Genomic DNA, 21,854 nt, shown 5'->3' with positions numbered 1-21,854 from the left:
TGGGCGGGGTCGTCGCCGGGCGCGATCGTGGTCGCGTCGGCCCCGCCGCCGGGCCCGTAGACCGCGTGGAAGTCCATGTTGTGGGCGGCCATGTTCAGGTCATCGGGCACGTCGAAGGTCAGGTTCACCCGATCACCCCGCCGCACCCGGAGCATCGGCCCCGGCACCTCCCCCTCGAAGGTCATGTACTCGAACGTGACCCCCGGCTCGATCTCCGCGGTCACCCGCTCGGTCCGGATCGTGACATCATGCTCCCGGGGCTCGTCCCAGTCGACCGGTGGCGGGATGTCCGTGGGGTCCCGCGCAATGCGATCGACGTCGACGGACTTGGCCGCCGGCAGCCCGTCGTCTTCAGCCGCCGGTTCGTTTTTCTCAGTGTTCGCCTGACTCTCGCCACCGAGGCAGCCGGCCACCGCCAGCGCCCCGGTTGCTCCGATCGCCTGCATCGTCCGTCGTCGGGTGAGGTTAGAGTGGGTCATCGTCCTATCTGAGGATTGTGGTGGACGTATGATCAACTATCGAGATGGTTCTCATCGGATAGTAATCCGATCGGCGAAACCCCGGGTATAACAGTCTATTAAATAGGCTCATTCCGTCGCCCTTCACTTCCCGGCCCGAATTCGCCCCGCTTCGGCAGTTACAGTCCGGACGAGCGGTGACTCCCGAGTGCAGCCGACCCAAACAGGTATGTTGGTTCTCGGTCAAGTATCCGACATGGAACCACACGGGAGCGCTTCGCACGTGGCGCTCGAGGAGACCGTTTCGTCGGTCGAACTCCGCTCGAGTCGACGAACGGTCAACGGAGTCGATCTGCACGTCGTCGCCGCCGGTGACGAGTCGGCGCCGCTGGTCGTCTTGCTCCACGGCTTTCCCGAGTTCTGGTACGGCTGGCGGCGGGTGATCGAACCGCTCGTTGAGGCCGGCTACCGGGTCGTCGTGCCGGATCAGCGCGGCTACAACCGAAGCGAGAAACCCGACGGCGTCGGTTCGTACCGGCTCGCCGAACTGACGCGGGACGTGGTCGAGTTGATCGGGACCGAGGGCCGCGAACGAGCGGCGATCGTCGGCCACGACTGGGGCGGCGCGGTCGCCTGGTCGGTCGCGGCTCACCATCCCGAGGTCGTCGATCGACTGACTATCGTGAACGCCCCCCATCCGACCGCCTACCGCCGCCAGCTCATATCGAACCCGGCGCAACTGCGCCGGAGCTGGTACGCCCTCTCGTTCCAGCTGCCGTGGCTTCCCGAACGCATCGCCCGGTGCGACGACTACCGCCTCCTCGAGCGAGCCCTTCGCGAGACGGCCGCACCGGGAACGTTCGGCGACGACGAACTGGCTCGCTATCGGAGGGCCTGGGACAGAGAGGGGGCGCTAACGGCGATGCTGAACTGGTATCGAGCGGCCGCCCGGTATCCGCCTCGGACCCCGACTGACCCGATCGAACCGCCGACGCTCGTCGTCTGGGGGGAAGACGACACCGCGCTCGTCCCCTCGCTGGCGGTCGACAGCGTGATGCTGTGTGCCGAGGGGCGGCTCGAGTTGCTCCCGGAGACGAGCCACTGGGTTCTCCACGAAGTGCCGGCGCGGCTCACCGAGGCGATCCTCGCGCAGCTTGCGGACTGAACGGCCGCCTCCGTCGAGCGCCGATCGGGCGGGCAGAACACGTTCGGGGGAGGAACCGCATCCACTGGGAGCGTCGCTCCGTACGAGTCACCGGCGGCCACGTCCCGTCTCGTCGGTCCGCGCGGCGCTCGAGGACTACCATGATCGAATCGCGCATCCAGCCGAAGTCGGTCGGTCGAATCGTCACCGAACCGTTCGTCCTGTCGCTGGCCGTCGTCGACGCGCTCGTCGTCGTGGCGTTCATCGGTGTCGGCCTGTTCATGCACACGATCGAACCGTGGGCGTTCCCGGCCTACACCGTTCGAACGGCGACCCCGTTCGTGATCGGCTGGGCGATCGCTGCGTCGCTTCTCGGGGCCTACCGGACGCGGGTCCTCGAGTCGGTCGGGCGGACGCTCGGGACCGTCGCCGTCGCGTGGATTGCCGCGACCCTGATCGGCGGTGCCATTCGTTCGTCCTCGCTGTTTCCCGGCGGCGCGCCGCCGGAGTTCCTGTTGGTCAATGCCGGCCTCGGACTCGGTTTTATCCTCCCGTGGCGGCTCGCGGTGACGGCCGGCCACCGCTTGCGGGCGGGCCGCAGGTGATCCCGCTTCGACCATCGGCCGCCGACCCGAACTCGTTCGGGACCACGGCTTCCCCGACTCGTCGACGAGGTGCGACCGTGAGATGAGTTCCTGCTCGCTCTGCGGGCTGCCGATCCCCGACGAACCGGTGACCGCGGCCGACATTGAGGGGGCGTTCTGCTGTCGTGGCTGTCTCGAGGTGAGCGCGACCCTCGACGATGTCAATGGACTCGAGCGTGACCAAGTGGTCGATCGCGCGCGGGCGTCGACTGACCGCGAGGTGCCCGCAGGGGCCGAGGAGACGTTCCTGGCGGTCGACGGGATGCACTGCTCGACCTGCGAAGGGTTCGTCTCGCTGCTGGGCGAGGACGAGCCGGGGATCCTGACCGTCGAGGCGAGCTACGCGACCGAGACCGTCCGGGTCGTCTACGATCCCGACCGGCTCGAGCAGTCCGAGCTCCCCGAGCGGCTTTCGGGCCACGGCTACGAGGCGCGGTTCCGCGACGGCGACGGTGGCCGACGCGACGAGACGGAACTGGTCCAGCGGCTGCTGGTCGGCGGCTTCCTCGCGATGTTGATCATGCCGTGGTACCTGTTCTACCTCTATCCGAGTTACGTCGGCATCGAGACGGGCATCCTCTCGATCGACGCGACCTCGCCGGTCGGGATCTACCTGCCGATGGCAATCATCGGGCTGTTGACGACCGGCGTCCTGTGCTATACCGGCTACCCCGTCCTGCGGGGCGCGTACGTCAGCCTGCGGGTCGGCCAGCCGAACATGGACCTGCTGATCGCCGTCGCCGCCGTCTCGGCCTACGCGTACAGCACGGTCGCGCTGGCGACGGGCAGCACCCACCTCTACTACGACGTGACCGTCGCCGTGATCATGATCGTCTCGCTGGGCACCTACTACGAGCGCCGGATCAAGCGCCGCGCGACCGACCTCCTCGCGGACGTGACCGCCGCGCAGGTCCGAGAGGCGACTCGCCGAGTACCGGAGGGGACCGAGACGATCCCCGTCGATCGGCTCGAGCCCGGCGACGAACTGCTCGTCAAACCGGGCGAGCGGATCCCGGTCGATGGCACCGTCCGCGAGGGGACGGCAGCGGTCGACGAGTCGGTCCTCACGGGGGAGTCGCTGCCGGTCACGAAGGGGCCGGGGGACCGGGTCGTCGGCGGCGCGATCGTGGCCGACAGCGCCCTCGTCCTCGAGGTCGGCGCGGACGCCGAGAGTACGCTCGACCGGATCGCGACGCTCATGTGGGAGATCCAGAGCGCGACCCCGGGCGTCCAGCGGCTGGCAGACCGGCTCGCGACGATCTTCGTTCCCCTCGTCGTGACCGTCGCGGTTCTCGTCACGGCCTGGCGGCTCGCGACGGGGACGCCGGTCGACGACGCCGTGTTGACGGGGCTGACGGTACTCGTCGTCTCCTGTCCCTGTGCGATGGGGCTGGCGACGCCACTGGCGGTCGCGTCCGGACTGCGCGACGCCTTAGAGCGCGGGATCGTGGTCGCGAACGCGACCCTGTTCGAGTCGGCGTCGTCGCCGTCGGTCGACGAATCGGGCGTCGGGGTCAACTGGCCAGGGTCCGCCTCGAGCGTACTGTCCTCGAGGGTGAACACGAGCGCGACGAGGAGACAGGCGAAGATGGCCATCGCAAGGGCGAGGTGGACGGGACCCGCGACCGACGGGCCGCCGACGGCGATCGTCGCGCCGAGGAGGACCTGGACGGGAAAGAGGACGAGCGCACAGCCGACGAGGCCGGTCACGCGACGGCCGACCTCGACCCGGCGGGCGGCGAGCCCGGACGCGAGAACGAGGCAGCCGGCCACGAGCGCCGCCGCGCGATGCCCCCAGTAGAGGAGGGTGTCGCCGGTCGCCGAACCGACGATCGGATCGGTAGCACAGGTCGGCCACGCACTGCAGGCGGCCGCGCTATCGGTCGTCGAAACGGCGGTCCCGAGCGCCACGAGGACGTACGCCGCGATCACCGTCGCTGTCAGTACGTCCGCGAACCGTCGGCGACTGAGTTCCGTTGTCATCCCTGCGTACTCTCCCGGCGGTTACCCTCCCCGTTCCCGCGACCCTGCGACCGGTCAGTCGTCGGCCGATTCGCCCGTCGCACGGCGGTGTCAGACACGCCAGATGACGGTCACGACGTCGTTGTCGCGTTCGACCGTCTCGTAGCTGTAGCCGCGGTCGTCCAGTTTCGGGAAGAGGAACTGGGGAACGCGGTCGTTTCGCTGGACGAGAACCGTCTCGTCGGGCAGTTCGACGAGTGTCTCGAGCGTCCGTTGCAGCGGCTCCGGCGGGCCGGCCGACCGGACGTCGATCGTCTCCTGCGGTCGGTCATCCGGTGCGTCGGTGCGGTCGACGATCGAGGATGCTGATTGCATGGGTGTCGGTTCGATCCGGTGGCGGCTATCTCTGCTGCCGTACGTGTTCGGTCGATCGACCGACCGGACGACCGATCAGGCCTCCGTTTTCGGGAACGTGGCGACGAACTCGTCGGGAGCGACCTGTTCGACCTCGTAACCGTCGGCGTCGAAGCTGTCGACCTCGGCCTCGAACTCGTAGAACAGCGGCTTGGGCTCGTGGTCGTTGACGATCGTCAGCGATTCGCCCGGCTCGAGGGCGTCGAACTCGTCGTGGATCCTGGGATGGCGGTTCACCGGCGGAATGTCCCTGACATCGAGTCGTGTCATGCAGTCCGCACTCGGGCCGAGCCCCACATCGACTTTCGTACGAACATGATCGGACCCGTCCGCCGCTACGCACGGTCGATACGGACGTGCCAGACGCCGCCGTCGCGTTTCTCGCTCTCGTGGGTGAACCCGCGGTCGTCGAGCACCTCGTAGAGCGGTTTCGGTTCGAATGGGGCGATCAGCCGGAGCCGCTGCCCCGTCTCGAGAGCCTCGAGGGCGGTCATGATGTCGTCGAACGGCGGGCCGTCGATCTCCCTGACATCCAGCGTTCGGTCCGTTGATTTCGTTGCCATCGGTTCCGCGTTCGATCCGGGATCGGTTGGACGTTCGTCCGAACGTGTTCGCAGCTCTCGGTCTTCCCGAGAGACGAGAATTCACCGAACATATTCGTAGCCACCGCGATATAGGTTCGAGCGGAACACGTTCGTATGGCTCAAGCCACGCTTACCCTCACGATGCCCGAGAACGTCTGGATTCAGCAGATTTCGACGGAGTATCCCGAGTCGACGTTCCGGGTTCTCGCGGCTGTGCCTGGCAGCGAGTCCGGCTTCGCTCTCGTCCGGATCGCCGGGCCGGTGGTCCCCGACGTGATCGAAGCCATGAACGACCACCCGCAGCTTACCGAACTCACGCTCGCCCAGTGGAGCGATAACGAGGCGACGGTTCACTTCGAGACGACGGCACCGCTCCTGTTGTTCTCCTCTCGAGAGTCCGGCATGCCCATCGAACTCCCTGTCGAGATTCAGGACGGCGAGGCGAGGATCGACGTGACCGGCTCCCGTGAGCGGCTCGCCGAACTCGCCGAACAACTCGAGCACTTCGGACTGCAGTATCGGATCGAGCACGTCCGTGAGCGACTCCACGAGAGCCAACTGCTCTCGGAGCGCCAACTCGAGGTCATCGTCGCGGCGGTCAAAGAGGGATATTACGACACCCCGCGGCGGTCCTCGCTGACGGAACTGGCCGACCACCTCGATATCGCCAAGTCGACCTGTAGCGAAACGCTACACCGCGCCGAAGAGGCGGTAATAAAGCGGTTCGTCGAGGACCTCCCGAGCGTCGACAGCGGCGACCCGCTCGAGGAGGAACTCGCGAGTACATAAATAGGGCCGCTGGACAGGACCCGAGACTCGTCCGATCACCGCCCGCGTTTCGGACCATGCTATTTGTACTTCCGAACATGTTCGCATCTATTCTCACGCGATGGAAATCGGGTCGGTATTTCATCCGAGTACGGTTGTGAGAGGGCGAATGAGGATAGATAAATGAACGATTTCAAGTGCATGCCGTCGAGTACCTCCGGCATGACACCAGTGTCATATTCAGAGGTGTTCTGATCTAATGAGCACGGACGATGAATCATTCCACCCGCTCGGGGACGAGTGGGAGGACGAACTCGAGACGATGCTCGACGATACCGAGTACGACAGTGATCTCGGTATGGAGATGGCCCAGGACGCGATGCGGGTCACCAAAGGCGAGCTCTCCGAGGCCGAATTCCACGAGAAGCATCACGAGGCCGTGATGGAGGAGTTCGGCGAGGACGAGCGTCCGACCAAAGAAGCCTACGAGGCAGCACAGGAGGAGGCCAAGGGAACCGCCTCCAGGATGCTCGATGCCTTCGACGGCGACGGCGGGGAGACGCGTCGCGAGACGATGAAGAAGATGGGCGTCGGTGCAGCGGCCGTCGGGATGGGCGCGTTCGGTTCCACCCGAGACGGTCCCATGGAGAGCCTCTCCGCCGAGGGCGGACACTCGGAGACCACCGAACACAGCGACACGCAGTGGGGGATGACGATCGACCTCGAGCGCTGTGACGGCTGTCTGACCTGTATGTCGGCCTGTACCCAGGAGAACGACCTCGACGCCGGCGTCAACTGGATGTACGTCATGGCCTGGGAGGACGAACTCCACGAGGGCCACGAGGAGGGCACCGACACGGGCGTCTACAGCTCCGATTTCAATATGGGGAGCGACTTCAATATGCTCGTACGGCCGTGCCAGCACTGCACGGACGCCCCCTGTGAGAAGGTCTGTCCGACGACGGCCCGGCATACGCGTGACAAGGACGGGCTTGTCCTGACCGACTACGACGTCTGTATCGGTTGTCGCTACTGTCAGGTCGCCTGTCCCTACGGCGTCAACTACTTCCAGTGGGACGAACCTCACACGGACTACGAGGACATCGACGGTTACGAGGACCCCGAAAACCCAGACCAGATCACACACGCCGAGTACGAATACGGCGAGCGCTGGGTCGACAGTCGTGCGCCTCGCGGCGTGATGAGCAAGTGTACGATGTGCCCGTCCATGCAGGACGGCAAACAGGGCGAAGAGAAGATCGGAACGAGCGCCTGCGAGTCGGCCTGCCCGCCGAACGCGATCCAGTTCGGGAACGTCAAAGACGAAAAGAGCGATCCGTACCAGCACCGCGAGCACCCGAGCAAGAGCCGGGCCGTCATCCGTCTGTCGGGCGAGCACACCGACTCGAGAGGAGGCATTCCGTCGCCGGAGACGATCGACGGGACACTCAGTTCGGACGACGACATGGAGTCCGCCCTCGAGAAATTCGAGAACCTCGACCAGGAGACCCTCTCGATCATGAAGGCGGTCCAGCTCGTCAGCGATCGCACCGAGCCCGGTGACGAGGAGAACAACAGCATCCTCCGCAAGGAACAGAAGGTCGTCGCCGCCGTCGACGCCTTCGAACAGTACGTCGACCTCGAGACCGACGAGGCCATCACCCAACTGCAACTCGGCGACGGAAGCGAGCGGCAGGCCAGGTTCCGCATCCAGCAGTACACCGGCAAGCCGAACTCGTTCAAGCTGCTCGAGGACGTCGGAACGAACCCGAACGTCACCTATCTCGGCGAGCAGCCCGGACCGGAAGCGGAGCAGGTCGAAGGGCCGACGAAGTACGAGGACATCGAAGTTCTCGCCGACAAACGGCAGGATATCCTCGACGAGGAAACCGTCGGCGGTATTGACGGGGGGTCGCTATGAGCACGAAGGAACCGTCCGAAGCGGACATCCTTCGTCCGATCAACACGCTCACCAAGAAGTACTTTCTGGTCTACGGCATCGCTGCCATCGGCCTCCTCGCGTTCATCGTCGCCTGGGGATACCAGCTCCAGAAGGGGCTTGTCGTCACCGGCCTCGGCGACTGGGGGAGCGGCGGCGGTTCGACCTGGGGGCTGTACATCGGCGCGTTCATCTGGTGGGTCGGCGTCGCTCACGGCGGCATCATCCTCTCGGCTGCCGTTCGCTTGCTCGGTATGGATCGATACATGCCGATCGCCCGACTCGCGGAGATGACGACGATCGGTGGCCTCTCGGCCGCCGGCTTCTACATTATCGTTCACATGGGCCGTCCGGACCGGATGGTCACGAGCATCATCGGTCACTATCACATCACGGTCAACAACTCGCCGCTGGTGTGGGACGTGACGGTCATTACGGCGTACTTCGTGCTGTCGGCTACCTACCTCGGTCTGACGCTCCGGTACGATGTCAACCGCCTGCGTGACGACCTCCCCGACATGTTCGAGCCGATCTACAAGATCATGACGATCGGCTACACCAAGCGAGAGGACGAGGTCATCCAGCGGATGGTCTGGTGGCTCGCGGCGGCGGTCATCATCATGGCCCCGCTCCTGCTTCACGGTGGCGTCATTCCGTGGCTGTTCGCGCTGCTGCCGGCGATGCCCGCCTGGACCGGTGGGATTCAGGGCCCGATGTTCCTGAGTATCGCGCTGATGTCCGCGATCAGCGGCGTGATCATAATCTCCTATGGGTTCCGCCGCGCCTACGACTGGGACCACATCATCACCGACGACATCTTCCGCGGGCTGCTCCTGTGGCTCGGGTTCTTCACCCTGTTGTTCCTCTGGTTCCAGCTTCAGGCCGTCTTCAACGGCATCTTCCTCGGTCCGCTCGACAAAGCACACGCGGCCGAAGCGAAGATCGCCCACCCGCTCTACCGTATCGCGATCGGGCTCATCTTTGCCTCGCTCGTGTACATCTTCGTGCAGGGAATCCGTCCCGAGCTGTTCAGCAAGAAACGGGCGATCGTCGTCAGCTGTGCGGTGCTCATGGGAACACTGACCGAGAAGGTCCTGTTCGTCGTCGAAGGGTTCATGGACCCACACTTCAACATCTACGCCAACACGCCCGGGACCTACTTCCCGAGCGCGATCGAATGGCTGTCGCTCGTCGGAACGACTGCGCTGGTCGTACTTTTATTCCTCAACCTCTCGAAGCTCGTCCCGGTGGTCGAACTCCACGCGATCGAACACCTGCGCGGTGACCACGAGCACAGTGAGGAAGCGACCGAACCGGAGGTGGAAGCATGAGTACGACGCAAACGATCCTCTCGACGCTCCTGTACCACGGCTACGACGGTACGTCCGGTTTCACCGGCTTCGCCAACGAGGGGACCTGGATCATCTTCGCCGTCATTCTGGTCCCAGTCTACATCATGCTCGCGGCCTGGTTCCTCGGGAAACCACGCGACACGAAATCCGGACTAACAGGCGTGAGCTACCTCGTCGGCCTGACGACATCGATGTGGGTCGGGATGTTCGTCCTGACCGTGCTGATCGGCGTCGTCTTCTACGGCGGCCCACCGGAGCCGATCAGCAGCGTCGGCCCGCCGTAACCGTCACTCGAATCGTCTCCGAACACCGATTTCGTTTTTTGGCGCCCGCTGTGACCGTCCCCCAGTACGGGGTCCATAGCTCCCACTCGAGTATCGAACCATCACACGTATCCCGCTGCATGCCCTCCTTTCGGCTAGCATACAGTCACTATGAGTATCACAGAACACGAACTCGAAATCAAACTCGAGGGGGTCGAAGATCCGGATCTCGGCGAGGACATCGTCTCGCTTGGGCTGGTCAACGACGTCACCATCGACGACGAAACCGCCCGCATTTCGCTGGCGTTCAACACGCCCTACGCACCCTCCGAGATGGAGATCGGGAATCAGGTCCGCGAGGTCATCGAAGACGCCGGTCTCGAGGCCGACCTGCGAGCACACGTCGGCGAGGACCACGGCTTCGACGACGAGGTTCTCCCGCGGGTTCGCAACGTCATCGCCGTCTCCTCCGGGAAGGGCGGCGTCGGGAAGACGACGGTCGCGGCCAACCTCGCGGCCGGGCTCGAGAAACGCGGCGCGATGGTCGGCCTGCTCGATGCGGACATTCACGGACCGAACGTCCCGCAGATCCTCCCGCCAGAGAGCGACCCCGGCGTCACGCCCAACGAGGAGATCGTTCCGCCACGGTCGGACGGCGTCCGCATCATCAGTATGGGGATGATGATGGAAGACGAGGACGACCCCGCGATCCTCCGCGGGCCGATGGTCAACAAGTTCATGATGAAGTTCCTCGAGGGCGTCGAGTGGGGGCGGCTGGACTACCTCATCGTCGACCTGCCGCCGGGGACCGGCGACGCGACGCTGAACCTGCTCCAGTCGATGCCCGTGACGGGGTCGGTCGTCGTCACGACGCCCCAGGAGATGGCGTTAGACGACACCCGAAAGGGGATTCAGATGTTCAATAAACACGATACGCCGGTGCTGGGCGTCGTCGAGAACATGAGCTCCTTTATCTGTCCGTCCTGTGGCGACCAGCACGGCCTGTTCGGCACCGGCGGCGCGGACACCATCGTCGACAAGTACGATGTCCCGCTGCTCGGTCGAATCCCGATCCACCCGGACTTCGGGGCCGACGGCAGCGAGGGGGCGCTCGTCAAGGACGACGACAGCGAGGTCCAGAGCCACCTCGAGGACGTCGTCGGCGAGGTCGCGGATCGGATCGGCGAGACCAACCGTCGGACGGTCTCGGAGAACATCACGCAGGAACCCGCGAACAAGCTGCCGACCGAGACCGAAGACTAACGTCCGCCACAGCGAGCACGACGTGTGGACCGCGGATCGGATTTTTTGTGCTGGCCGGTCCCGAGACGGAGCGGTGTGGCTCCGATCCCGATCATCGACCTCGAGCCGGCCGACGGCGAGGGTCGGGACTGCGGAACTAGTCGTCACCGACGGCGTGCTCGTCAAGGCGGTCGCCCGCGGTCCGACTACGGCACTCGAGGGCCACGACCACGCTGAGAGCACGAACGGCTGTCACACCCTCGAGGGAACGGGGACCGTCAGTCATGGCGAGGAACGCGAGCGGGTCGCTGCACCCGGCGTGGTCAACCACGAGCGCGGCGTCACCCACGGCGCGAGAAACGAGACCGATGGGACCGTCGTCTTCACCATGAGCCGCTGTCCGCTCCCGGCCTGACGAACGAGGTGGGGCTCACTCGCGGCTGGTCGGACCGTCCGAACACAGCGCGGCGACGTACTTGGCGACGTGATCGTCGATCCGGCGCTTGTAGCCGGCTTGGCGAGCGAGCCGGTCGAGTTCGCGGGCGACGAGGCTCCCGTATTGGACCGCCTTCTTGTCCCGCGTGGCGACCTCGGCGGGGAGATACTCGGCGGCGATTCGACGGAAGCCACGCTTTCGCTCGTCGTCATCGGCCAGTAGCTCGTCGGGGAATCGGAGCGCAGCCGCGACCACGGCGTCGTGGAGGAAGGGCGCGACCGGCTCGAGGCCCGTCGCCCGAATCGTCAACACGTCTCGAGGGAGCTGGGCGGGCAGGCTGCGAATCCCCTCGCGAACGGCCCCGCGAACCGTCTCGGCCTCGACGCGGTGGTCCAGCCGGACGACTTTCTCGTAGCCGCCGAACAGTTCGTCGGCACCCTGTCCGACGGCGAGCGCGTCGAACCCGTCGGCGGCGACGCGTTCGCCGACCAGAAACAGCGGCAGCGCGATCTGGACATCCATCGCGTTCGTCCGGCCGGTCGCCCGCGCCACTTCGGGGACGGCACGCTCAAGGTCGGCCGGCTCAAGGTCGACGACCGTCAGATCACGGCCCATCGCGTCGGCCGCCGTCCGTGCGGCCTCGACGTCGTGACTGTCGGGAAAGCCGACGACGTACAGCGGCGCGTCCAGCAGTTCGGCGACGAGCGCCGAGTCGACGCCACCGGAGAAGGCGACGGCGATATCGCGGTCGTCCCGCCGAGCCGCGTCGGCCGCGGTTTCGATCGCGTCGGCGAGCCCCTCGAGAGCGGCGTCGGGCGCTGCCGGCGTCGGATCGGGGAGCGCCCAGTGGGATTCGAGGTCGGGAAGCGGCTCGCCAACAGCCGCGGCCGCGCCGGCCGGAAAGAGCGTCGGCTCCTCGAGTGCGGTCGGCTCGAAGGCCCACGCCGACTCCGCTGTCGTACTCGAGTCGCCGTCGACGAAGAGAGGGACTCGGCCGAGCACGTCGCGCACGAGTCGGTTGTCGACCGCGCCCGCGAAGCCGGTCGTTCCGGGGAGCGGGTCGCGGTTCTCGAGGGCGGTGCGAACGACCGGTGGCTCGATGCCGCGAAGGCGTGGCGCTGTCATTGAAGGAGTTTTAGAACCCGGCTCAGTCGTCGCGTGACGCCGCCGGCGAACTGCCGGACGCTGATCCGCCAGGGGGTTCGTTTGCCCTCGACGGTCGTCCGTCCGTCGGCGATCGCGTCCAGAATCGCGTCGACGGAGCGTTCGTCGGCGTCGACGCGGGTGACCGCCTGGCCGACCATCTCGCTGATGTGAGCGTCGCTCCCGGCGGTCATCGGCAGGTCCCGCGAGCGGGCGTAGCGTTCGGCCTGTCGGTTGGCGCGCCCGGTAAACAGCCGGGAGTTGTAGACCTCGATCGCGTCGCCTAAGGCGAGTTGGTCCCGCGAAATCCGCGCCATGACGCCGTGACGAGCCTCCTGAAACGGGTGGGGGATCACGGCCAGGCCGCCCTGATCGTGGATCGCCTCGAGCGTCGATTCGAACGACAGCCCCGGCGGAACGGCCTCCTCGAGCCCCAGGCCGAGTACGTGGCCCGCCTTGCTCGAGATTTCCATTCCCGGAATGGCGACCAGTCCGTAGTCGGGAGCGCGCTCGACGGCCTCGAGGCTTGCGTCGATCTCGTCGTGGTCCGTCACGGCGATCGCGTCGAGGCCGATGGCTTCGGCCTGCTCCAGAATGAGCTCGACCGGGTCGCGACCGTCGTAGGACAGCGACGAATGCGTGTGGAGTTCGACCGACAGCACGACCACACGTTTAGGCGGCCTGATCAAAAACGACTCGGTCCCGACCACGGTCGGCGAACGGGGCCATCGTCGCGACTCGAGACAGCGGGCGTCTCGTCGATGCGACTACTCCTGATAGGGGTCTGCCGAATGAACGTCGAGGTCGTACGTCGATGCCGCACGTTCCAGCCGTAGTCGTTCGTCGACGACTGTCGGGACGAACCCCTCGTGGTCGCCCCCGGCTAGCCATCCCGCGCCGACGAGGATTGCCGCGACGAGCGCACCGACTGCCGCGCGCTCGACGAGGACGCCACCGACGCCGACGGCGATCGCGATCGCCGTCAGTCCGAGCCGCCGAACCCGAATCCGCTTTCGCAACTCGTTCTCGTGGGCGGCGACGATCCGTTTTCCCTCTCCCGCGGGCACGGACCGGTAGCTGGGTCCGGATGCGGTCTCGTAGCGAAGCACATCGACCAGCTCCCTGTCGTCGAATTCGTCCTCAGCCATCGGCTTTTCCGTCACACTACAGATAGTAAACGTTCGCGACGGGACCCGGTCCACCTTCCCGACGATCACGCCGCGATCCATGCCGGCACCGCGGTGCCTCTCCGGACCGAACCGCTCCGCTGCCCGCTCGCTTTGGCGCGTATTTATCCACGAAGGTGCATATGGAAACCCATTTACCGGCCGACTTTCATCACCTAGGTGAATGAGCCTTGCCGATTCGGACCGCGAACTCGTCGTCTCCGAGTTAGATCGAGAGCCGACTCGAGCGGAGGCGGCGCTGTTCGAGAACCTCTGGAGCGAGCACTGTGCGTACCGCTCCTCGCGACCGTTGCTATCGGCCTTCGACAGCGAGGGCGAGCGGGTCGTTGTCGGCCCGGGTGACGATGCGGCGGTCGTCGCACTCGATGGGGAGACCTACATCACGCTGGGGATCGAGAGCCACAACCACCCCTCCTACGTCGACCCGTTCGACGGCGCGGCGACCGGTGTCGGCGGGATCGTCCGGGACACGCTCTCGATGGGTGCCTACCCGATCGCGCTCGCGGACTCGCTGTACTTCGGCGAGTTCGACGACGAGCACTCGAAGTACCTCTTCGAGGGCGTCGTCGAGGGGATCAGCCACTACGGCAACTGTATCGGCGTTCCCACGGTCGCGGGCAGCGTCGATTTCCACACGGACTACGAGGGCAACCCGCTCGTCAACGTCGCCTGTGTCGGCCTGACGACCGAGGAGCGGCTCGTGACCGCCGAGGCACAGGAGCCCGGCAACAAACTGGTTCTCGTCGGGAACGCCACCGGCCGCGACGGACTTGGCGGCGCGAGTTTCGCCAGCGAGGACTTAGCGGAGGACGCCGAGACCGAGGACCGCCCCGCCGTCCAGGTCGGCGACCCCTACGCGGAGAAGTTGCTGATCGAGGCCAACGAGCAACTCGTCGACGAGGACCTGATCGAATCGGCCCGCGACCTCGGTGCCGCCGGTCTGGGCGGTGCATCCAGCGAGATGGTTGCCAAAGCCGACCTCGGTGCCCACATCGAACTCGAGCGGGTCCACCAGCGCGAACCGAACATGAACGCGCTCGAGATCCTGCTCGCCGAATCCCAGGAGCGGATGTGCTACGAAGTCGAGCCCGATAACGTCGAGCGGGTCCGCGAGATCGCCGAGCGGTTCGATCTGGGCTGTTCGGTCATCGGCGAGGTCACCGAAGGCAACTACGTCTGTACCTTCGCGGAGAGCGAGTCGGGAGAGCGCGAGACGGTCGTCGACGTCGACGCCTCCTTCCTCGGCGAGGGCGCGCCGATGAACGACCTCGAGAGCGAAGCGCCCCCCGAACCCGAATCCGACCTGCCCGATGCGGCCCTCACGGACGCCTTCGACGCGGTCATCTCGAGCCCGAACACGGCCTCGAAGCGGTGGGTCTACCGGCAGTACGACCACGAGGTCGGCGTCCGCACGAGCGTCGGACCGGGCGACGACGCCGCGATTATGGCGGTCCGAGAAGCCGAGCAGGGGCTCGCGCTCTCCGCCGGCGGGGCACCGAACTGGACCGACGCCGCGCCCTACGAGGGGGCCCGCGCGGTCGCGCTCGAGAACGCGACGAACATCGCGGCCAAGGGGGCGACGCCGCTGGCCGCGGTCGACTGTCTCAACGGCGGCAACCCGGAGAAGCCGGACGTGTACGGTGGATTCACGGGAATCGTCGATGGACTCGCCGAAATGTGCGAAACGCTCTCGACGCCGGTCGTCGGCGGAAACGTCTCGCTGTACAACGACTCCGTCGCCGGGCCGATCCCGCCGACGCCGACGCTGGCGATGGTCGGTGCCAAGGACGGCTACGACACGCCGCCGCTGTCGGTCGCAGCCGACAGCGACCTGCTGCTCGTCGGTGATCGCGGCCTCGCAGCCGACGACGTCCGACTCGGCGGCTCGGAGTACCTCGCGCAGTTCGACGGCAGCGATCGGTTCCCGGCGCTCCCCGACGACCCCGCGGCCCTGATCGAGACGCTCGCAGCGGTCGCGGACGAGGACGCGACGCTCGCGGTCCACGACGTCAGCCACGGCGGCCTCGCCGTCGCGCTCGCCGAAATGGTCACCGCGGACGCTGGTCTCGAGGTGTCAATCCCGGGCGACGATCCCGCGGGCACGTTGTTCCACGAACAGCCGGGGCGGGCACTGATCCAGACCGACGCGCCGGAGGCGGTCCGCGACGCGTTCGACGGCGTCGCACCCGTCGTCGAACTCGGGACCGCGACCGACGACGGACGGCTGGTGATCGACGCGGGCGAGCGGACGATCGAAACCGACGCGGCGACGATCCGCGAGCGACGCGCGACGATCGACCGCGAACTCGCATAACGAGCCGTCGACGAAGCGACCGCGGTTCAGGTTAACATTCGTGTCACTCTACCGAAGGGGCAGTAATAACTATCCGTGTCGTGATTCCGTCGATCTATTATCCGGAATATTGATATACAGTCGGAACCACCTACCCGACGAACCGATAGTCTCGGAGGAACTTCGATGATAATCGACACCCCGGCCGTCCTGATCGTCGAAGACGAACCCGACCTCGCGGATCTCTACGCCGCCTGGCTCGCGGACGACTGCGACGTCGAGACGGTCTACGACGGCAACGAAGCGCTAGACGCCATCGACGGCTCGATCGACGTCGTGCTGCTCGACCGGCGGATGCCGGGACTCTCCGGCGACACCGTTCTCGATACGATCCGGGAGCGGGGCCTCGACTGCCGCGTCGCGATGGTGACGGCGGTCGAACCGGACTTCGACATCATCGGGCTGGGGTTCGACGACTACCTTGTCAAGCCGGTCTCGAAGGGCGAACTGATCGAGGTCATCGACCAACTGCAGCTCCGAGCGAGCTACAACGAGAACCTTCAGGAGTTTTTCGCGCTCGCGTCGAAGAAGGCGCTGTTGGACGATCAAAAGACCGAGGCCCAACGGAAGTCGAGCCAGGAGTACGCCGAACTCAGGGACCGACTGGCGGTCCTCCGGGTCCAGGTCAACGACACGATGCAGTCGCTGTTCGAACAGGACGGCTACCGACAGCTCTGTCACGACATCGCGGGCGAATCGGTGATTCGAGAGTAAGTTACTCGAGTCGGCGCTCGAGTGTCGTCACGTCCCGGAACTCGATCCGCGTGCCGGCGTCGCCGTTGGTGACGGTACACTCCCAGTCGTGTGCCTCGGCGATGGCACGGACGAGCGCGAGACCGAGTCCGTCGATCGCGGTCTCGTCGTCGGCGGTCGGGTCGAGCACGCGATCGTGTGCGTTCGGCGGGATTTTCGCCGCGTCGTCGAGTAGGAAAAAGCCGCGGCTCCCGTCATCGTCGAACCCGACGAGCCCGATCCGGACCGTCACGTCGCCTTCGGCCCGTGCGACGGCGCTGTCGAAGGCCGTCTCGAGCAGGTGGGAAAAACGATCGGGATCGGCCCGGAGCACTGCCGGGCCGTCGACGATGACGGCAGTTTCGTCGAGGCGGGACTCGCTGACGGCGTCGGCGATCGCCGACTCGAGGCGGAGCCGGCTGCGGGCCCCGACTCGCGAAGCGTTACGGGCGAACTCCCGGATGTCGTCGACGAGCCCTTCGGTGCGGTCGAGCGTCGTTTCGACCGTGTCCTCCGCGAGGGGGAACTCCCACTCGTCGGCGCGGTCGTCCTCGAGCGCGTCGGCCACGGCCTCCAGTTGGCGTTGCAGATCGCTCGAGAGGACATCGGCCACGGCTTCGAGGCGCTCGGTCTGGCGCTCGAGTTCGGTCGTCCGGTCCCGAAGGACCTGCTCCCGTTCGGCCCGATCGAGGGCGGCCCGCGTGTTCTCGACGAGCGTCGAGATGAGATCGACATCGGTCTCGTCGAACCAGTGGGGATCGAGCGAGCCGGTCATGAGGACGCCGTGGGTACCGATCGGGGCGATGATCTCCGACCCGAGCGTCGTCTCCGGGTTGTAGAGGCCGTCGACCGACTCGAGGTCGTCGAACAGTTCGACCTCGCCGGCCTCGAAGACGTCCCAGACGACCCCTTCACCGGCGTTGAACCGCGGCAGGCCGCCGAACTCGTCGTGGGCACCCGCGGTCCCGGCGACGGGTTCGAGATAGCCACGTTCCTCTTCGAGGAGCCAGACGCCGCTGATCGGGAGATCGAGCAGATCGCTGCCGGCGTGGACGGAGATCGCACAGATCTCCTCCGGATCGTCCGACTCGAGGAGCCACCGCGTGATCTCGTGGAGGGACGTGACGACGCGGTCGTACTCGTGTCGGTCGGTGACGTCTCGAACCACGGCGGCGACGGTCGCCGTGTTGTCCTCGATCGGCACGAACCGGAACTCGGCCATCCGGTCGTCACCCTCCGGGCCGACGTAGGGGAGTTCGAGTTGGCGGCGATCCGCGTTCCTGACGTCGACATCGGTGATCGCGCGGCCGATGTCGACGGCGTGTTGGTCGTCGATGCCGGCCAGTTCGGTGAGCGTTTCGACGTGTTCCCCGACGATGGCCGACCGCTCCGCGCCCAGAATCGACTCGGTCGCGCCGTTTATCGTCACGATTTCGCGGTTACGGTCGAGCGTGACGACGGCGTCGTGGACCGCCTCGACGACGGCGGCGTGTTGGGCCAGCGTCGTCTCCTGTGCCTTCCGCTCAGTCACATCGCGCATGTACACCGAGAGGCCGGTGGTGGACGGATATGCCCGTGCTTCGAACCACGTCTCGAGGGGCATGTGATAGATCTCAAAGGAGACCGGCACCTGTTCGTCCATCGCGCGATGGAACCCGTCGGGGAACTGGGTCTCGACGGTCTGGGGGAACTCGTCCCACATGACGCGCCCGATCAGTTCCTCGCGGGACCGCTCGAGTAGCGTCTCCGCTCGCTCGTTGAGATAGGTAAACCGAAAGCCCGTATCGAGGGCGAAGAAGGCGTCGGTCACCCGATCGACGATCGGAACGGACCGCATCGTCACGGCTCTCCACCCCCGCCCGCCGACCGACACCGACCCTCCTCGCGCTCAAGGCGATCGCCACTCACAACCGTAGTCATCATCGACAGACAGTTAGCACGTAGTTAGTGAACGGCCTATTTCAGTGCCGTGGCCGAGCGTTCGGATGGGACGCTGTGACAATCGCCGTCCGTCGTCGGGTTCTCTCCCCCGCCGGTCGAAGGGAGCAGCCGACGCAGCGTCGCGTGCGATCAAAACTGATCACCGAGGTAGACGTCGGTTTCGGGAAAGAGCGTCGACAGCGCCTCCACAGCCTCCGACTCCGCCGTCTCGATCCCGCCGGTTCGCTCGAGGCGCGCCGCGGACCGGAACCCGACGACGAGCTGTGAGAGTGCACCGATCTCGAGGCGAACGTCGGCGTCGGCCGCCGATGTCGACCGGTCGCCGAGACGGGTACAGTCCGCGTGGTCGGCCGCGACCGCCAGCCGGAACACGCCCTCGTTCCACTCGGCCAGCGGGTCATCGACGGCGATCGTCAGATCGACGTCCAGAGCCGGGTACGAGAGTGCGGAGAGCGTTTCCGCGACATCGACGATGCGGACCATCGGCCCGTCCTCGACATGGGTCTCGATCCGGTCGGGATCTCGAGCGAGATCGCGGAGTGGAACGGCCGCGGGAACGCGAAGTCGCACGCGCTCGACCTGTGACGCGTGATCGTGACAGAAAGACAACAACGACAGGGTGGCATCGCGATCCGCGGAGACGAACTCGGAGACGGCCATCGTCCGGTCACCCATTTCGCCGTCGAGCGTGTAGACGAGATAGCCCCGCACCCGCCCGTCGCGTTCGTACGCGTAGACGAACGGGTCCCGATCGTGGCCGGCGAACACACGATGTCGCCACCAGTCCGCGTCGCGCTCGAGGGCCAGCGCGTATCGGTCGGCGTGAGCCTCGTAGGCTGGGATAAGCGACTCGAACTCGTCGGCCGCGAATCGGCGCATCGATCCCACGTCCCGGTCGACCGCGGCGGTCGCAAACGAGAGCACCGAGGGCTCGCACTCGTGGGTGACGATCCGGTTGCACGTGTCCCACCCGTATTGCCGATAGAACCGATAACTGAACGGCCACAGGACGGAAAACCGGATAGCACGGTCGCGATACTCCGCGAGCGAGTCGGCGAGGAGTTGCCGAACGTACCCCCGACGGCGGTACTCGGGTGGCGTCGCGACGGACGCGAGTCCGGCCGTTCGGTGGTGTTCGTCGCGAACGCGGGACTCGAGCCAGTAGTGCCGGCAGACACAGCGGGGCTCGGCGTCGTCGGCCCCATCGGCTTCGTAGACGCCGCGACGGGACCCGAGCGTCGCGCGGGGCGTTTCGTGCTCGTCGGGGTCGTACGCCGGCACCCCCTCCTCGGGCCTGAACGCGTAGCTGCGGTACTCGTGAAAGACGTCCCGTTCGTCCGGGATGGGACGATAGTCGACCATGTACACGAGAGGGCGGGCGACCGGGAAAACTGTTCGTGATCGCCACATCAATCGGTGCCACTGCATCGATCGCCACGCTGACCGCACCGCCGTTATGCGGTCAAGTGTGCAGTGCCGTTCAATGGCTCCAGTAGTGCAGGGCCGGCGTATCCGGGTGGGCGGACTACTCGAGAGAGGTGTGCTCGACGGCAACGCCGGTCACTCCCGTCTCAGGCGTGTTCTTCGACGAACGCCTCGATCCGGTTGAGCGCCCGTCGGAGGTCCTCAAGGCCGGTCGCGTAGGAGATCCGCAGGTGACCCGCGCCGCCCTCGCCGAAGACGTCGCCGGGGACGACGGCCACGCCCTGTTCGCGCAGGACTTCCTCGGCGAACTCCTCGGCGGTGAAGCCCTCGGGAACCTCGGGGAAGCAGTAGAACGCTCCCTTGGCCTCGAAGACGTCCATCCCGATCTCGCGGAACCGCGTGAGGACGAACTGCCGACGGCGGTCGTACTGCGCGACCATCTCCCGGACGTCGTCATCGCAGGACTCCAGCGCCTCGAGCGCGGCATACTGGGCCGTTGTCGGGGCCGAGAGCATCGTGTACTGGTGGATCTTGTTCATCGCACCGATGGCATCGGCGGGACCCAGGGCGTAGCCCAGCCGGAGGCCGGTCATCGCGTGGGCCTTCGAGAAGCCGTTGAAGACGATGGTCCGCTCGCGCATCCCCGGCAGCGTCGCGATCGAGGTGTGCTCGCCGTCGTATGTCAACTCGGCGTAGATCTCGTCGGAAAAGACCGTCAGGTCATGCTCGCGGGCGAACGCCGCGACCGGCTCGAGATCCGCGGCGGGCATGATCGCGCCCGTCGGGTTGTTGGGATAACAGAGGACAAGCACGTCCGCGTCGGCCGCGCCGGCCGCCTCGAGTGCCTCGGCGGTGAGCCGGAAGTCGTCTTCCTCTTTGGTCGGCACCGGCAACACGTCGCCGCCGGCGAAGATCACGCCGGGTTCGTAGGAGATGTAGGCCGGTTGGGCGATCGCGACCGTGTCGCCGGGATCGACGAAGGCCCGGAAGGCCAGGTCGACCGCCTCGCTGGCACCCGCCGTGACGATGATCTCCTCGTCGGCACCGTACCCCAGATCGAACCGATCGGCGACGTAGTCGGCGATCGCCTCGCGAAGCTCGCGCTTGCCGCGGTTGGCCGTGTACGACGTTTTTCCCTGCTCCAGCGAGGTGATGGCGGCGTCGCGGGCCGCCCACGGCGTCGCGAAATCGGGTTCGCCGACGCCAAGCGAAATGACATCGTCGCGTTCCTCGGCGATCTCGAAGAAGCGCCGAATGCCCGAGGGCGGCACCGTCTCCACGCGGTCTGACAGTTCGAACGTCATGGTCAGGGTGAGAACGAGAGGCGGTCGTCCCCCTCGCCGTCGCCGAGTTCGATCCCGTTCTCCTTGTAGGAGGCCATCACGTAGTGGGTGACCGTCTGGGTGATCTCGGGGACGGGTGCGACCTTTTCGCTGATGAACTGCGAGACCTCGCGGATGGAGTCGCCCTCGACCTCCATGTCGAAGTCGTAGTCGCCGCTGATCAGCCGCAGGGCTTTGACCTCCGGGAACCGCGCGAGGCGCTCCGCGATATCGTCGTAGCTCGTCTCGCGGTCGAGCGTGACGTTCAACTCGACTTCGGCGCGGACGCGCTCGTCTTCCAACTTGTCCCAGTCGACGACCGCCTGGTAGCCCCGGACGACATCCGTCGCCTCGAGTTCCTCGATGGTCGCCTCGACCTCGCGTTCCTCGAGGTCGGTCATTCGCGCGATATCCGCCGTGGAGTAGCGCGCGTTCTCACGAAGCAACTCGAGCACCTCGCGTTCGCTCATACGGCGTGAAAGCGCGAGCGTGTGTAAAGGTTTAACGTTGTTGGGCCGCCGTACCGGCGACAGTGTCAGCACAAC

The 21,854-nt window shown here is 66.1% G+C and carries 20 protein-coding genes and 2 pseudogenes; 11 read left to right on the top strand and 11 right to left on the bottom strand.

Annotated elements, in window-relative coordinates:
• Positions 1 to 446: pseudogene (locus C486_RS17350) on the bottom strand (nitrite reductase); the annotation flags it as partial.
• 268 nt (positions 447 to 714) lie between these two features.
• On the opposite strand from C486_RS17350, the gene C486_RS17345 reads away from it, so the two are divergent.
• The 3 genes from C486_RS17345 (at position 715) to C486_RS17335 (ending at position 4,047) form a co-directional block, all read left to right on the top strand.
• Entirely contained in the window at positions 715 to 1,623 is a 909-nt protein-coding gene (locus tag C486_RS17345) for an alpha/beta fold hydrolase (RefSeq protein ID WP_008458488.1), read from the top strand.
• A 140-nt stretch (positions 1,624 to 1,763) separates the two neighbouring features.
• A complete protein-coding gene (locus tag C486_RS17340) occupies positions 1,764 to 2,207 on the top strand; it encodes a DUF3054 domain-containing protein (protein ID WP_008458487.1) in 444 nt (147 codons plus the stop codon).
• A gap of 82 nt (positions 2,208 to 2,289) precedes the next feature.
• Positions 2,290 to 4,047 carry a heavy metal translocating P-type ATPase gene (locus tag C486_RS17335; protein ID WP_008458485.1) on the top strand — a complete coding sequence of 586 codons (1,758 nt, stop codon included), beginning with the start codon at positions 2,290 to 2,292 and terminating at the stop codon, positions 4,045 to 4,047.
• A gap of 272 nt (positions 4,048 to 4,319) precedes the next feature.
• On the opposite strand, the gene C486_RS17330 is transcribed toward C486_RS17335, so the two are convergent.
• The 3 genes from C486_RS17330 to C486_RS17320 all read right to left on the bottom strand — a co-directional run bounded on the left by C486_RS17330 (position 4,320) and on the right by C486_RS17320 (position 5,185).
• Positions 4,320 to 4,583: a DUF2249 domain-containing protein gene (locus C486_RS17330; protein WP_008458483.1), complete on the bottom strand. Its 264-nt coding sequence runs from the start codon at positions 4,581 to 4,583 to the stop codon at positions 4,320 to 4,322.
• A gap of 75 nt (positions 4,584 to 4,658) precedes the next feature.
• Positions 4,659 to 4,892, bottom strand: coding sequence for a DUF2249 domain-containing protein (locus C486_RS17325; RefSeq protein WP_006187302.1), 234 nt, complete (start codon positions 4,890 to 4,892; stop codon positions 4,659 to 4,661).
• Between the two features lie 65 nt (positions 4,893 to 4,957).
• Complete coding sequence (locus C486_RS17320) at positions 4,958 to 5,185, bottom strand: DUF2249 domain-containing protein (RefSeq protein WP_008458478.1); 228 nt, start codon at positions 5,183 to 5,185, stop codon at positions 4,958 to 4,960.
• A gap of 135 nt (positions 5,186 to 5,320) precedes the next feature.
• Between C486_RS17320 and C486_RS17315 the strand changes: the two genes are divergently transcribed.
• From C486_RS17315 to C486_RS17290, 6 genes and pseudogenes are all read left to right on the top strand, one after another.
• A complete protein-coding gene (locus tag C486_RS17315; RefSeq protein ID WP_008458477.1) occupies positions 5,321 to 5,995 on the top strand; it encodes a helix-turn-helix domain-containing protein in 675 nt (224 codons plus the stop codon).
• A gap of 238 nt (positions 5,996 to 6,233) precedes the next feature.
• The gene (locus C486_RS17310) at positions 6,234 to 7,895 is read left to right on the top strand and encodes a 4Fe-4S ferredoxin N-terminal domain-containing protein (RefSeq protein WP_008458474.1); all 1,662 of its coding nucleotides are present in this window, start codon (positions 6,234 to 6,236) and stop codon (positions 7,893 to 7,895) included.
• Positions 7,892 to 9,244: an NrfD/PsrC family molybdoenzyme membrane anchor subunit gene (nrfD, locus tag C486_RS17305; protein ID WP_008458472.1), complete on the top strand. Its 1,353-nt coding sequence runs from the start codon at positions 7,892 to 7,894 to the stop codon at positions 9,242 to 9,244. The genes C486_RS17310 and nrfD overlap by 4 nt, the downstream gene beginning before the upstream one ends.
• Positions 9,241 to 9,549, top strand: a complete 309-nt coding sequence (locus tag C486_RS17300; protein WP_008458471.1) for a hypothetical protein — start codon at positions 9,241 to 9,243, stop codon at positions 9,547 to 9,549. The genes nrfD and C486_RS17300 overlap by 4 nt, the downstream gene beginning before the upstream one ends.
• Before the next feature lie 150 nt (positions 9,550 to 9,699).
• On the top strand, positions 9,700 to 10,791 hold the full coding sequence (locus tag C486_RS17295; RefSeq protein ID WP_008458469.1) for an Mrp/NBP35 family ATP-binding protein: 1,092 nt from the start codon (positions 9,700 to 9,702) through the stop codon (positions 10,789 to 10,791).
• 75 nt (positions 10,792 to 10,866) lie between these two features.
• Positions 10,867 to 11,185 (top strand): annotated as a pseudogene (locus C486_RS17290) (cupin).
• 15 nt (positions 11,186 to 11,200) lie between these two features.
• Here C486_RS17290 and C486_RS17285 read toward each other — a convergent pair.
• The 3 genes from C486_RS17285 to C486_RS17275 all read right to left on the bottom strand — a co-directional run bounded on the left by C486_RS17285 (position 11,201) and on the right by C486_RS17275 (position 13,497).
• Positions 11,201 to 12,331: an asparagine synthase C-terminal domain-containing protein gene (locus C486_RS17285; protein WP_008458465.1), complete on the bottom strand. Its 1,131-nt coding sequence runs from the start codon at positions 12,329 to 12,331 to the stop codon at positions 11,201 to 11,203.
• Positions 12,328 to 13,011, bottom strand: coding sequence for a PHP domain-containing protein (locus tag C486_RS17280; protein WP_008458463.1), 684 nt, complete (start codon positions 13,009 to 13,011; stop codon positions 12,328 to 12,330). Before C486_RS17280 ends, C486_RS17285 begins: the two co-directional genes overlap by 4 nt.
• A gap of 105 nt (positions 13,012 to 13,116) precedes the next feature.
• Positions 13,117 to 13,497: a hypothetical protein gene (locus C486_RS17275; protein WP_228370989.1), complete on the bottom strand. Its 381-nt coding sequence runs from the start codon at positions 13,495 to 13,497 to the stop codon at positions 13,117 to 13,119.
• A 202-nt stretch (positions 13,498 to 13,699) separates the two neighbouring features.
• Between C486_RS17275 and purL the strand changes: the two genes are divergently transcribed.
• Positions 13,700 to 15,850, top strand: coding sequence for a phosphoribosylformylglycinamidine synthase subunit PurL (gene purL / locus C486_RS17270; protein WP_008458460.1), 2,151 nt, complete (start codon positions 13,700 to 13,702; stop codon positions 15,848 to 15,850).
• Positions 15,851 to 16,015: 165 nt separating this feature from the next.
• Positions 16,016 to 16,603: a response regulator transcription factor gene (locus tag C486_RS17265; protein ID WP_008458458.1), complete on the top strand. Its 588-nt coding sequence runs from the start codon at positions 16,016 to 16,018 to the stop codon at positions 16,601 to 16,603.
• 1 nt (position 16,604) lies between these two features.
• Here the strand turns inward: C486_RS17265 and C486_RS17260 are convergent, their stop codons facing one another.
• The 4 genes from C486_RS17260 to C486_RS17245 form a co-directional block, all read right to left on the bottom strand.
• Positions 16,605 to 18,458, bottom strand: a complete 1,854-nt coding sequence (locus C486_RS17260) for a PAS domain-containing sensor histidine kinase (protein ID WP_049910662.1) — start codon at positions 18,456 to 18,458, stop codon at positions 16,605 to 16,607.
• 233 nt (positions 18,459 to 18,691) lie between these two features.
• The gene (locus C486_RS17255; RefSeq protein ID WP_008458453.1) at positions 18,692 to 19,924 is read right to left on the bottom strand and encodes a GNAT family N-acetyltransferase; all 1,233 of its coding nucleotides are present in this window, start codon (positions 19,922 to 19,924) and stop codon (positions 18,692 to 18,694) included.
• Between the two features lie 209 nt (positions 19,925 to 20,133).
• Positions 20,134 to 21,291, bottom strand: a complete 1,158-nt coding sequence (locus C486_RS17250) for a pyridoxal phosphate-dependent aminotransferase (protein ID WP_008458451.1) — start codon at positions 21,289 to 21,291, stop codon at positions 20,134 to 20,136.
• Positions 21,292 to 21,293: 2 nt separating this feature from the next.
• Positions 21,294 to 21,779 carry an Lrp/AsnC family transcriptional regulator gene (locus C486_RS17245; RefSeq protein WP_008458448.1) on the bottom strand — a complete coding sequence of 162 codons (486 nt, stop codon included), beginning with the start codon at positions 21,777 to 21,779 and terminating at the stop codon, positions 21,294 to 21,296.
• Between the last annotated feature and the right edge of the window lie 75 nt (positions 21,780 to 21,854).

The sequence above is a fragment of the Natrinema gari JCM 14663 genome (assembly GCF_000337175.1).
GTDB classification, from domain to species: Archaea; Halobacteriota; Halobacteria; order Halobacteriales; family Natrialbaceae; genus Natrinema; species Natrinema gari.
Note: the sequence above shows the minus strand (reverse complement) of the source record. Positions and strands in the feature narration are given on the sequence as shown.